This is a genomic window from Candidatus Clostridium helianthi, from assembly GCF_045310795.1.
Lineage (GTDB): Bacteria > Bacillota > Clostridia > Clostridiales > Clostridiaceae > Clostridium > Clostridium helianthi.
On sequence record NZ_JBJIAB010000026.1, the window covers coordinates 70,086 to 84,106 of the forward strand.

Consider the following 14,021-nt stretch of genomic DNA (forward strand, 5'->3'; position numbering starts at 1 on the left):
TAATAAGACAGCTATTATGTAATCATAAATAGAAAATTAAGAAAATATAATATAATTCCAGGAATTTATTGTATAAATATTCCGCGTTTGTTAAAATGTTATTAAAGTTAATTAAATAACTGAATTGTTATATAAACATGATTACGAATAAAACGAATATAATATTGTATGCTTAAATATCTATTTAATCAAGATTTTTGAATTAACAGGAAATTAAGGTAACGATACCGAACTATTATAATTTAATAGTTATGCAGGAGATAAATATGAATATAAAGGATATAGCAAAATTAGCACAGGTTGGAGTCAGCACTGTTTCAAGAGTATTAAATAATCATCCTGATGTTAAAGAAAGTACAAGACAAAAGATTTTGGAAGTAATAAAAGAAAGCAATTATATACCTAATAATAGTGCTAGAATACTAAAACAACAAAACACAAAAAATATAGGAGTTTTAGTAAAAGGCGTATTCAATCCATTTTTTTCTCAAATGATTAATGTCATAGGAAATATAATAAATCAAAATGGATATACAATGATATTGCATCAAAATGATTATAAGAATGACCAAGAGGTTGAAACTTTAATAGCTTTTATAAAAGAGAAGAAATTACAAGGAATTATCTGCTTAGGCGGTAATTTTGCTGATATTACAGATGACTGTTTTAAAGAAATAAATGTCCCTATAGTACTAACTTCTGTCAATACTGTTTCAAAACAAGGCAAGGAATATTATTCATCGGTTGGTATAGATAATGTTAAAAGTTCATATGATGCAACCTCATATCTGATAGAAAAAGGTCATAAAAAAATAGCATTAATTTTAGGAGAAGCTGATGATATAGGCGTAAGCATATTAAGAATGCAAGGATATAGGGAAGCATTAGAAAAAAGTAAAATAAGAATTGATGATGAGTTAATTATTGTTGGTGGATATTCAAGCAGAGGCGCATATAATGAAACACTGGAATTATTGAAAATAAGAAAGGATATTACTGCATTTTTTGCTCTTTCAGATATTATGGCTATAGGTGCTGCTAAAGCAATTCTTGATAGTGGGTTAAAAGTTCCTGAAGATATATCAATAATCGGATTTGATGGCATGGATGAAAGTGAATATTATAATCCTAGTATAACAACAGTAAAACAGCCGGACAAGCTAATGGCAACTATGAGTATAAATTTATTAATATCTCAGATTAATGAAAGAAAAGAAAACCAACATATATTATTAGAAACTAATTTAATTGAGAGGGATTCATGCTTCAATTTGTTAAAGTAATGGTTATTGATATCTAAAGAATATTAAAAAGGGAAATAATATATATAATAATTTAAGTTATTATTATATTCCTAGAGGGTGGAGGAATGAGAATGAAAAGAGGTAGTGGAATCATTATGCATATTGCATCTTTGCCAGGTAGATATGGAATTGGAACATTTGGAAAAGAGGCATATGAATTTGCGGATTTTTTGAAGAAAGCGGGTCAAAGTTTTTGGCAGATACTTCCCTTAGGACAGACTAGTTATGGGGATTCACCATACCAGTCATTTTCGGCATTTGCTGGAAATCCTTATTTTATTGATTTTGATATTTTAGAGTCTGAAAATTTGCTAAGAAAGTTCGATTATGATGAAATAAATTTTGGTGATAATTCAGAGTGTATAAATTATGAATTGTTATTTAAAGAAAAATTGAAAGTATTAAAATTAGCATATGAAAATTTTAAGCAGAAAGAATCTGAGGATTTTAAGAAGTTTGAAAAAGAAGAAGATATGTGGCTTGATGATTATGCTATATTTATGGCCTTAAAGAATAAGTTTGACTTAAAAAGTTTTCAAACATGGGATGATGATATTAAATTGAGGAAAAATGATGTTTTAAAGAACTATAAAGAAGAATTTAGAGATGAAATTCAATACTGGAAATTTGTTCAATACGAATTTTTTAAACAATGGACAAACTTGAAAAATTATGTTAATGAATTGGGAATTAGAATTATAGGTGATATACCCATATATGTTGCAGAGGATAGCGCAGATTTGTGGAGTAATCCAAAAGTATTTTTAGTAGATGAAGAAACGTTAACCCCAATAAAAATTTCAGGCTGCCCACCTGACGCATTTTCTTCAACTGGGCAGCTTTGGGGAAATCCTATTTATAATTGGGAGTATTTAGAAGGAGAAAACTATAAATGGTGGATAAATAGAATCAGGCAGAGCTTAAAGCTTTATGATGTAATAAGAATAGATCATTTCAGAGGCTTTGAGGCATACTGGTCCATACCTTATGGAGATAGAACAGCTGTAAATGGAGAATGGGTAAAAGGACCAGAAATGAAATTATTTAATGAAATAAGAAAAGAACTTGGAGATATAGAGATTATAGCTGAGGATCTAGGTCTATTAACTGAAGATACTATAAAATTTAGAATAGAGACTGGTTTTCCAGGTATGAAAGTATTAGCATTTGCCTTTTCAGGTGATTGTGAAAATCCATATCTACCGCATAATTATGAAAGAAATTGCGTGGCATATACTGGGACTCATGATAATGATACTATAAAAGGTTGGATTCAAACGACAGGAAGTAAGAATGAAGTTGAGAATGCAGTTGAATATTTAAATCTTACAGAAAAAGAAGGGTATAATTGGGGATTTATAAGAGGAATATGGAGCAGTGTTGCGGATACATCTATTGCACTTATGCAAGACTTCTTAAATCTTGGAAATGAAACTAGAATAAATTTACCGTCTACTATTGGAGAAAATTGGACATGGAGAGCAAAAGATGGTGTTTTTACTAATGAGTTAGCAAATAAAATATATAGATTAACTAGAATTTATGGAAGGTGTGAGTAAGTGTGGATAAACAAAGAATAAGAGATGGTATAGAAAGATATTTAAAAGTAAAACATGCAGTAAAGTTGAAGGATGCTCAGGATTATGAAATTTTTAATGCGCTTTCATTAACTATTTTGGAGGAGATAATTGATAATTGGAATGAAACAAGTGAAACTTATAACAAAGGAAGAATGGCATATTATTTATCAGCAGAATATTTAATGGGAAGAGCTCTAGGTAATAATTTAATGAATTTAGGTTTATACGATGAAGTTAAGGATGTTTTAAAAGAGTTAAATATAGACTTAAATAGAATCGAAGAAATAGAAGAAGATGCAGGACTTGGTAATGGTGGGCTTGGAAGACTTGCAGCATGTTTTGTGGAATCTGCAGCGACATTAAACATGCCCTTAGTTGGATATGGAATAAGATATAGCAATGGGTTATTTAAACAAAACATTGAAAATGGGTTTCAAACTGAATGTGAAGATACATGGTTAAAGTATGGGGATTCATGGAGTGTTAGAAAAGATGATGAAATTCAAATAATTAGATATTCAGATATGACAGTAAAAGCAGTTCCTTATGATGTACCTATAATTGGTTATGGAACTAAAAATATAAATACTTTAAGATTATGGCAATGTGAGGCTTTAAGAGAATTTGACTTCAATCTATTCAATAACCAACAATATATTGAAGCTGTATCAGCAAGAAATAAAGCAGAGGATATATCAAGAGTATTATATCCAAATGATACAGCAGAGGCAGGAAAGATATTAAGGCTTAGGCAACAATATTTCTTCTCAAGTGCGTCTATGAAAGATATACTAAAAAAACATAAGGCTAAATTTGGAGCAGATTTTTCTGAATTTGTAAAATACAATGTGGCACAATTAAATGATACTCATCCAACAATATCAATTCTTGAATTTATAAGAATATTAGTTGATGAAGAGTATGTAGAATTTTCAGAAGCATTATCAATAGCTAAAGAGTTTTTTGGATATACAAACCATACAATACTTGCTGAGGCACTAGAAAAGTGGGATATAAGATTAATAGAAAGATTATTCCCAAGAATACTTCAAATTGCACATCAAGTTGATGAAGCATTAATGAATGAGCTAAGACAAAAAGGATATGACGAAGGCGCAATATGGAATTTTAGAATTATTGCAAATAATCAGATGAGAATGGCCAATTTAGCCATATTTGTTGGGAGAGCTGTAAATGGTGTTGCAGCACTTCATACAGAAATTTTAAAGAAGAATGAATTAAATCACTGGTATCATTTATATCCAAATAAATTTCAAAACAAAACTAATGGAATTACACCAAGAAGATGGCTTAGGCTCTGCAATGCAGAATTATCCGAGCTTATTACAGATTTGTTAGAAAGTGAAGATTGGATTAAAAATTTAGAGCTTCTTAAAGGTCTAGAGAAATTTAAAGATGATGATGCAGTGCTTGAGAGACTTATGGAAATTAAGCATGAGAAGAAAGTTCAACTAGCAGATTATATTAAACAAGAAGAGGGAATTAATATAGATCCAGATTCATTCTTTGATATTCAGATTAAGAGATTACATGAATATAAGAGGCAGTTATTAAACGCCTTATACATTTTAGATTTATATTACAGAATAAAAGAGAATCCAAATTTAGATATACCAAAAACAACATTTATATTTGGAGCTAAAGCATTCCCAGGATATAGAAGAGCCAAGGGGATTGTAAAATTTATAAATGAAATAGCTAGACTTGTAGATAATGACTCAGAAGTTTCTAAGAAAATAAAAGTTGTTTTTGTTCATAATTATAGGGTGTCTTATGCTCAAAAACTATTTCCAGGTTCAGACTTATCTAAACAAATTTCAACGGCTGGGAAAGAAGCTTCAGGGACAGGAAATATGAAATTTATGTTGAATGCGACTCCAACATTTGGAACTTATGATGGTGCTAATATAGAAATTGTTCAAGAAAGCGGAGAGGAAAATAACTATATATTTGGACTTAGAGTAGATGATATTGAAAGAATTAAGCATGACTATGATCCAAAATGGTATTATAGAGAAAATCCAAGTATTAAGAGAGTAGTTGATACTTTAATCGATGGTACACTAGATGATGGAAGAACTGGATACTTTGAAGATTTATATAATGCTTTGTTAGAAGAAAGAGATCAATATTATGTACTTGCAGATTTTGATTCATTTAAGCAGACTCAAGAAAGAGTGTTTGAAGATTATAAGGATAAAAAGAAATGGGCTCAAAAATGTTTTGCTAATCTATATAGTTCAGGAACATTTTCAAGTGATAGAACTATAAATCAATATGCAGATGAGATTTGGTATATAAAACCAGCCCCTATTAAATGATTATTGATTTAAGAATAAAATAATTAAGAGTTATGGAGAGAGAAAAATTTTATATCCATAACTCTTTACTTTTTTTACGTATTATAGTCATTTTTAATTATTTAAAATCAATTTTTAACACATGAATACGGAATTGGTTGAGTTGTAAAATAATTACGTATAAGTTTACATTTAAATTTGTTTACGGTATTATTAATATAGAAAAATAAGGTATGTATTCATAAAGTTAGCAAGTAAAATCATAATTTTTGAGAACTTCTTTTTTTATCATTATAGAGTAAATAGGATTATTTTAAAGTTGGAAAAGGAGATTGAGTATGAAGAAAATAGTAGTATTGGATGGAAGAACTTTAGGAAATGTAGACTATATTAAATTAAATGAGTTTGGCCAGGTGATTTATTATGATTTGACATCTGAAGAAGAAGTTGCAGGAAGAATTAGAAATGCTAATATTGTTTTAACTAATAAAGTTAAGTTAAACAGGGAAAATTTAAAAGATGCGAGCGAATTGGAATTAATATGCGAAATGGCTACAGGATATAACAATATAGATATAGAATATGCTAAAGAAAGAAATATTGCGGTAACTAATGTAAGAGGATATTCGACTACGACTGTAGCTCAACATACTTTTGCTATGTTACTTCATTTATACGATAATATAAGTTATTTTGATAACTTTGTTAAATCTGGAGAGTACTCAAGATATGATATGTTCACAAATTTAGAAGCACCATATAAAGATTTATGTGGTAAGATATGGGGAATAATTGGACTTGGAGCCATTGGAAAAAGAGTAGCTAGAATAGCTCAAGCTTTTGGTGCAAGAGTAGTATACTATTCAACTTCAGGAAAAAATTCAGATTCAGATTTTGCAAGAGTGGAGTTTGAGTCTTTGTTAAAGCAATGTGATATTATTTCAATACATGCTCCTTTAAATGAAAAAACTGAAGGATTATTAAATTATGAAGCTTTTACTAAAATGAAAAAGGATGCTGTTTTAATTAATGTTGGAAGAGGGCCTATAATTGTGGATGAAGATTTGACCAGAGCTTTAGATGAGGAGATAATAGGTGGTGCAGCTTTGGATGTATTTAAAGAGGAACCTATTCCAGTAGAAAACTCACTATTAAAAGTAAAAAATAAAGATAGGCTGATTTTCACACCGCATGTAGCGTGGGCAAGTGAAGAAGCTAGAAGTAGGTTGTTTTCAGATTTATTAGAAAATATAAGTGCGTATAATAGCGGAGAAAAAAGAAATAGAGTAGATATTTAAAGATTAGCAATTTGGGATAAATTATAAGAATAAACTAATAAAAGCTTAAATTAGCGGGAGGCTTTAATGAAGAATAATAGGGAAATTTTTTATGGGACATCGGCATTAAGATTTTATAACAAAAAAGATGTTATAAATGGAAAAGTTATAAAAATAAACCCTGCATTAATTACTATACTGGATAAATTAGATGAATCACTTGATATTGATACAATTCAAGGTAAGGTGATTGAAGAAGTAGAAATTTTGCTAAAACAAGGTAATATAAAAACATTACATGTGGATATAAACTTCGATGATTATAGCAATTTTGGAAGTGATGGTCCAAGCCTTAATTCTCACATTTTTAACATAAGCTTTCTTGAAAGATTAAATACGATAGCTGGATTATATGAGGTATTTTTGAATGTACATTTACTTACGGATTATCCTAAGATTCATATAAAAGAGATTAAGCACATAAATGTTGGGGCTGTATGTTTTCAGCTAGAAGTAGTGAAAGATCGCCAGGAATTAAAGGAAATTATAGGTGAGATAATTGAAATGGGAGCTTGCGTAAGCCCTGTGATTGAGGTTGTCGGAACGGATAGATTTATTCCGAAAACTAAGAAAGAAATACTGGAATTTATATCGCCATTTCAAGATAAGATTGGAATGTTAACATTCCAAGTGGAGGCTACAGGTGCACGTTCAAGTAATTCATTTGGGATGTTGAATTCGAAAGAAATAGCAGATTACATTAATTATTTTACTAGAAACTTTGATGGAACAGTGCAGATGCAAGGTGGAATTACTACTGAAACTATAAAGTCAGCCATTAAATTGGGAAGCGAGTTTTTAGTATGCGGTACAGAAATATTTAATAATAAATTAGGATATTCTTCAATGGAAGTTATAGAAAACATGCTTAAAGAAGCAGATAAAGCATTGTGTATTGAAAGAAAAGAATAAGTTAAAATATTATTAGTGAGAAAAGCTTGAATAATTTAGATGCAAGGTATAAATGATTTGTTCATTTATACCTTCTTTTAATATGTAAAGGAAATAATTAATATGAGAGTATTTGTCTGTTTTTGATACCTGATATTTACATAAAGAACTTCAGCTGGTTTTATTTTTTGATTAGTGTTAATATATATAAGTGCTACAAGTAATAACTAAGGCACCTGAAAGGAAATAATAGACCTAAAGTGCAGAACATGCAGATATGATGGTCCGTTATTTTTTTAATTGTGCTTAAAGGAGGATAATAAAATATATCATGGCAAAAGTTATTATTGCGGAAAAACCATCTGTTGCTAAAAATATTGCAGATGCATTTAATGTAAAGACTAGAAGAGATGGTTATTTTGAAGGAAATGGCTATTACATAACGTGGGCGTTTGGTCATCTTTTACAATTATATGATGCAAAAGACTATGATGAAAATATGAAGGGGTGGAGGTTTGAGAAATTTCCTTTCATTCCAGAGCATTTTTTATATAAGGTTAAATGTGATAGTTTAGACAGAACTGTTGAAGATAAGGGTGCAAAGAAACAGCTTGGAATAATAAAATCCTTAATTGATAAAGAAGATGTTGATGGCATTGTATCAGCTACTGACTTCGATCGGGAAGGGCAGGTTATAGCTGATGAATTGTTTGGCTATTTTAAGGTGAAAAAGCCTATATATAGATTACTTTTAAACGAGTGGACACCTGATGAAGTTAAAAGCGGAATGGAATCACTAAAAGATAATAAGGAAATGCAGCCACTGCAAGATGCTGGAATAGGAAGACAGTGGAGTGACTGGATAATTGGGATTAATTTAACTTCTGTAAGTACACTGAAATATAAATTTGAAGAAAACAAGACTATTAATATAGGAAGAGTGCTTCTTCCAACTTTAAAGATTATTTATGATAGAGATAAAGAAATAGAGAATTTTACAGCAACAACTTATTATAAGCTAGTGTCAAACTTCAAAACTTCAGCCAATGAAGAATTTGAGGGACTTTATTATGAGAATGATTCTGAAAAGTTTGAGAAAAAGGAAGATTTGGATAAATTTATTTCAAGGCTTGAAGGAGCAACTGCTAAGATTATTGATAAGCAGACAGAATTAAAAAAAGAATATCCACCATACTTATTTAATTTATCTAATCTGCAAGGACATATAACTAGTAAATATAAGGGATGGACATCAGATAAAGTTCTTAAAGTTGCACAGTCTCTTTATGAAAAGAAGCTTACTACCTATCCAAGAACAGCAAGTGTGGTTTTAGAAGAAAGTTTAAAGGATAGAGCGAAAAAGGTTTTAGATACATTAAAAGCTGGATTGCCATATGAGAAAGATATTAAGTTTAGTACATCCAAAAGAATTTTTGATAGCTCGAAGGTTGAGAGTCACAGTGCTATAACACCAACATATATAAAGCCATCGGGCTTATCGTCTGATGAAAAAATAGTATATGATGCTATTAAAAATAGATTTATAATGCAGTTTATGCCTATAGCTGAATTTGAAGAAACGAAAGTTACATTAAAAGCTAATGTTTCAGAAATGAATGGAATTTTTGTTTCGAAAGGAAAAGTAAAGCTTGTAGAGGGATGGAAAGTAGTAGAGAAAATAGAAAGTAAAGATGTAATTCTACCCAAAATTGAAATAGATGAAACTGTAGATATTGTAGATTCTAAAGTGAATTCTGTTACTAAGAAGCCACCTAAGTATCACACTGAAAAAACATTACTTAGAGTAATGGAGACTTGCGGAAAAGGTATTGAAGGAAAAGATGAAGACTCAGAAGAAATGATGCAGGCAATTTTAAGTGGGTTTAGCATAGGAACTCCAGCGACTAGAGCAGAAACAATAAAGAAATTAAAGGATATAGGATACCTAAAGACAAAAGGTAAAAATCTTATGTGTACAGAGCTTGGGAGAAATTTGGTTGAGACTTTTCCAGTAAAAGAATTATTTGACTTGGAGTATACAGGTAGATTAGAGAAAACTCTTTCAGATATAGAGAAAGGAAAGTTTGCTAAAAGTGAATTTATTAAACTTATAACAGATTTCACAATCCAATCCGTAGAATTGATAAAAAAAGATGATGCTGCATTATCAAGATTTAAAGTAGAAATACCTAAAGATAGTGAGAATATAGGACCATGTCCAGTCTGTGGAAATCCAGTAATTGAAGGTGAAAAGAGTTTTGGATGCAGTAACTGGAAAAATGGATGCAAATATACGATTTGGAAAGATGATAGATATATAGCATCTTTCGGTAAGAAAATATCTAAAGAAATGGTTGAACTTCTGCTTAAGAATGGAAAAGTAGGATTTAGAAATCTTAAGAGTAAAAAAGGTAATACATTTTCGGCATATTTCAAATATGAGAAAAATGAGGAGAGTGGATACTTTAATTGGAAGATTGAATTTATAGACAATAAGTAAGGGCTTGTTAACAAGCCCTAATTTATTGTGTCCTAAAGAATATATTCGGTTGTTAAATTTATTCTAACTATCAACCATAGTTCCACCATTTACATGAAGTACTTGCCCAGTAACATAGGAGGAGTCATTAGATGCAAGATATACATATGCTGGAGCCAATTCGAAAGGTTGGCCAGCTCTTTTCATAGGAACGTCAGATCCAAATTTAGCAACTTCTTCAGCAGAAAAGCTTGATACTATAAGTGGCGTCCAAATAGGGCCTGGAGCTACAGCATTAACTCTAATTCCTTTGGCTACTATGGATTGGGAAAGAGAACGAGTGAAGGTTACAATTGCGCCTTTGGTTGAAGAATAGTCAATTAAAGTTTTATTACCTTGGTAAGCTGTGACAGAAGCCGTGTTTACAATTGTACTTCCTCTTTTCATGTGTGGCAATGCAGCTTGGGTTAGATAAAACATTGGAAATATATTGATTGAATATGTTGTTTTTAATTGGGAAGATGATATTTCTTCTATACTATCTTGAGGAAATTGAACACCAGCATTGTTTATTAAAATATCAATTTTTCCTAGTTTTTCAATTGTACATTCGACTAGTTTTTTGCAGAAATCTTTGTAGGAAATATCACCAGGCATGAGAAGACAGTGTCTGCCATATTTTTCAACATATTGCTTGGTTTTTATTGCATCTTGATGTTCATATAAATATGAAATTACTATATCAGCTCCCTCTTTAGCAAAAGCAATAGCTACGGCTCTTCCGATTCCACTATCACCGCCTGTGATTAGTGCTACTTTACCTTTTAATTTATCACTTCCTTTATAATCAGGATTATCAAATATAGGCGGTGGATCCATACGTGCTTCAATTCCTGGTTGACAATCCTGATGTTGTGGAGGAAAATTTTTGGGTAATTTATCAAAGTCTATGTGGTTCTTGTATTTTAAGGGCATAGCTTTCTCCTTAAATATATCTATACTATTAATAATATTATGGATTTACCAAACCATTTGTGAATGAATTAATTTTCAAATTAAATGAAAATGTAAAAATAATTATAATAATACATACATTTTAAGTGAATGTATATTAAATTTATATATAGTGTGTTATAATTAATAAATATTTACATAGACAAAGCTGTCTCAAAATTAATTATGTTTTGAGACAGCTTTTTTATTTGGAGCAAAGAATAAAGAATTTATTTCAATTAAAATTAAAAATAAGAAAGAGGGTTTGTATAGAATGAAAAGATATGAAGTAAGTAAAAATGGAAAGGTAGAAAATGTAGCTGATGCTTTTTCAGAAATATATAGTGTTGAACTTTTGATGAAAGAAAAGCCTGTTATTCTGGAAAATGAATTACTAAGAAATATACAAAAGTATTTTAAAAATGTTAAAGTTACATCTAATAGAGATAACAATATTTCATTTGCATTTATGGATCATATATTAGAATATAAAAATGTAAATGCGCCTGTTGGAATTGTTATTAGCGTCATTGAAGAAAAGCCTGAAATTAATAAATTGAGAAAATCATTAGGACAATCATTTGACTATGTGAATAAAGAAGAATTTGAAAAATGTAATGTTAGAGTTTTGGTTACAGATATAATGGCTATAGGATTAAATTATGCTGAAAGAATAGAACTTTTTCAAAAAACTCTTTATTCTATAGTTGAATTAATTCCATGTGAAGGCATTCATTTTAATATTACTGAACAAGTAATAAGTAGGGAAGAGTATTTAAAAAACAATCCTCTAAATGATGATTATGATGTTTTAATTGGTATATTAAATGTAAGATTATTTAACATTGAAAATAATGAGAATGAGTATGTAATGGATACATTAGGATTATCAGCAGTAGGTTTATGTGATTTACAATGCCATTTTAAAAATTTAGATCCAGGCGAAATATCGAATATTTTATATTCTTATGGATATTACATTTTTGAAAATAGCGATGTTCTTGAAGAAATAGACACCATAGAAGGAATTACGGAAAATAGCAAGTGGAAATGTCGACATGAAGTTGCGCTTGTTGAACCCGAACGTGTTGTATTAGATATAAATCCTGGAGAAGATTTTTCATGTGGATATAGAAATTAATCAATAATATGTATATAAGAATTTAATTTTTAATTAGAACTCTCTTGATTTAATGTAAAAACAAGAGAGTTTTTTATTCTCTAGGAATTCATATTCAAGTTAAATCTGTGGATAAGTTATGGAAAAGACTAACTCAGAAAGTTATGGTTTGCAAAGAGAATAAAAAATAAATCATATTCGCCTGCCAAATTTCTCTCACATGTGTTTAAAAAGGCAAATGCGTAAAAAAATCTACATATATGAAAAGAGTGTGAAGCACAATATTGAACTTAACCAAAGTCGTCTGAGATTTTGTTATTTTACCTGGCCCGTATGTATAATGAAAAAAATAATTCATATTTAAAAATAACTAATAATAAATTATCATTTTATATTGACATATAAAACATGGGATAGTAAACTTATAAAAGTAATTTAAAAATTTAAAGAAATATGTAGAAAACAACGGCGTTTTCATTTCAAAAAAGATATATCTAGTATGGGTATACCTTCTTTGGAGTGAAGCGTCTTTTTTATTTTTTAACAACTTAGAATAAGCAATTGTACTCAAAATTTAATTAAATTTATTCAAGGGGGAATAGAAAATGGAATTATTAAACGGCGCAGATATGGGATTTGTAATTATTAGTGCAGCGTTAGTAATGCTAATGGTGCCAGGATTAGCTTTATTTTATGGAGGTATGGTTAAAAGCAAAAATGTATTAAGTATTACAGTACATAGTTATGCAGCTCTTGTTATTATATCTTTACAATGGATTTTTATAGGTTATACTTTAGCCTTCGGTCCAGATGTAAAAGGAGTAATAGGTGGTTTAGATTGGAGTTTCCTAAAAGGTATAGGAATGGCGCCTAATGCGGATTATGCAGGCACAATACCACATTTAGAATTTGTAGTATTTCAGTTAATGTTTTCTGCGATTACTGCAGCTGTAATTTCAGGTTCTGTTGCTGAACGTATGAATTTCCCGGCGTTTATAATATTGATTATTTTGTGGAGTACATTTGTTTATGATCCTATTTCTCATTGGGTATGGGGAGCTAATGGATGGTTAAGGAATTTAGGAGTCCTTGATTTTGCTGGAGGAAATCCAGTAGAGATAAACTCAGGAGTTTCTGGACTAGTTGCGGCAATTGTTGTTGGTAAAAGAAAGAGAGCGATCCCTGAACCACACCATATACCTATGGCAATATTAGGTGGAGGGCTTTTATGGTTTGGATGGTTTGGATTCAATGCAGGAAGTGCTCTTGCAATGAATTATGTAGCTGTAAATGCATTCTTTACAACTAATACTTCAGCGGCTGCAGGAGCAGTTGCATGGGTACTTTGTGAATGGTTGCTCTATAAAAAACCTACAGCCTTAGGAACAGTAAGTGGAGCTATAGCCGGGTTAGTTGCAATAACTCAGGGGGCAGGATTCGTGAGCCCTATATCAGCTGTGCTTATTGGAGCAGTTGGCGGAGCATTAAGCTTTTTCGCAATAGCTATATTGAAGAGGAAATTAGGATACGATGATGCCTTAGATGCTTTTGGCTGTCATGGAGTAGCAGGAATTTGGGGATCTATAGCGACAGCTATCTTTGCATCAAAGGCAATTAATCCAGCAGGGAGTGATGGATTAATATATGGTAACTTTGCACTTTTAAAAGCTCATTTAATTTCTACTTGTGCAACTGCCTTGTATGCAGCAGTTGCGACATTTGTAATACTTAAAGTAATGAGTTTAGTAATGGGCTTAAGAGCTACTTCAGAACAGGAAGCAGAGGGATTAGATATTTCCTTACATGGAGAAGAAGCTTATTCAGGATTAAATATGTAGAAACATAATAATAAATAATGTATAAGAATTTAGTGAAAGCAAAATCCAGGTTACTAATATAACTTGGATTTTGTTTTTTTATTGTATAGGAAATTATAGAATTTCGAAGAGTCTAAAGCTAGATGGGATCTAGCTTTAGACTCTTCGGTATGTTAAGA

At 30.5% G+C, this 14,021-nt stretch carries 9 protein-coding genes; 8 read left to right on the forward strand and 1 reads right to left on the reverse strand.

Features of this window, described 5'->3' with window-relative positions; genetic code table 11:
- Positions 1-266: 266 nt before the first annotated feature.
- The 6 genes from ACJDTP_RS18185 (at position 267) to ACJDTP_RS18210 (ending at position 9,933) form a co-directional block, all read left to right on the forward strand.
- A complete protein-coding gene (locus tag ACJDTP_RS18185; protein WP_023973992.1) occupies positions 267-1,283 on the forward strand; it encodes a LacI family DNA-binding transcriptional regulator in 1,017 nt (338 codons plus the stop codon).
- 92 nt (positions 1,284-1,375) lie between these two features.
- Entirely contained in the window at positions 1,376-2,863 is a 1,488-nt protein-coding gene (gene malQ, locus ACJDTP_RS18190) for a 4-alpha-glucanotransferase (protein ID WP_406762028.1), read from the forward strand.
- Positions 2,864-2,865: 2 nt separating this feature from the next.
- Positions 2,866-5,226 carry a glycogen/starch/alpha-glucan phosphorylase gene (locus tag ACJDTP_RS18195; RefSeq protein ID WP_406762029.1) on the forward strand — a complete coding sequence of 787 codons (2,361 nt, stop codon included), beginning with the start codon at positions 2,866-2,868 and terminating at the stop codon, positions 5,224-5,226.
- A gap of 317 nt (positions 5,227-5,543) precedes the next feature.
- Positions 5,544-6,503, forward strand: a complete 960-nt coding sequence (locus ACJDTP_RS18200; protein WP_406762030.1) for a D-2-hydroxyacid dehydrogenase — start codon at positions 5,544-5,546, stop codon at positions 6,501-6,503.
- A 66-nt stretch (positions 6,504-6,569) separates the two neighbouring features.
- Positions 6,570-7,454, forward strand: coding sequence for a beta/alpha barrel domain-containing protein (locus ACJDTP_RS18205; RefSeq protein WP_039769715.1), 885 nt, complete (start codon positions 6,570-6,572; stop codon positions 7,452-7,454).
- 310 nt (positions 7,455-7,764) lie between these two features.
- Complete coding sequence (locus tag ACJDTP_RS18210) at positions 7,765-9,933, forward strand: type IA DNA topoisomerase (RefSeq protein WP_406762031.1); 2,169 nt, start codon at positions 7,765-7,767, stop codon at positions 9,931-9,933.
- Positions 9,934-9,996: 63 nt separating this feature from the next.
- On the opposite strand, the gene ACJDTP_RS18215 is transcribed toward ACJDTP_RS18210, so the two are convergent.
- A complete protein-coding gene (locus tag ACJDTP_RS18215) occupies positions 9,997-10,887 on the reverse strand; it encodes an SDR family oxidoreductase (protein WP_039769713.1) in 891 nt (296 codons plus the stop codon).
- Positions 10,888-11,179: 292 nt separating this feature from the next.
- On the opposite strand from ACJDTP_RS18215, the gene ACJDTP_RS18220 reads away from it, so the two are divergent.
- Together ACJDTP_RS18220 and ACJDTP_RS18225 are read left to right on the forward strand one after the other, a co-directional pair.
- Positions 11,180-12,046 (forward strand): DUF4261 domain-containing protein, encoded by an 867-nt coding sequence (locus ACJDTP_RS18220; RefSeq protein ID WP_023973986.1) that lies wholly within the window; start codon positions 11,180-11,182, stop codon positions 12,044-12,046.
- 584 nt (positions 12,047-12,630) lie between these two features.
- The gene (locus ACJDTP_RS18225; RefSeq protein ID WP_023973985.1) at positions 12,631-13,863 is read left to right on the forward strand and encodes an ammonium transporter; all 1,233 of its coding nucleotides are present in this window, start codon (positions 12,631-12,633) and stop codon (positions 13,861-13,863) included.
- Positions 13,864-14,021: the final 158 nt, after the last annotated feature.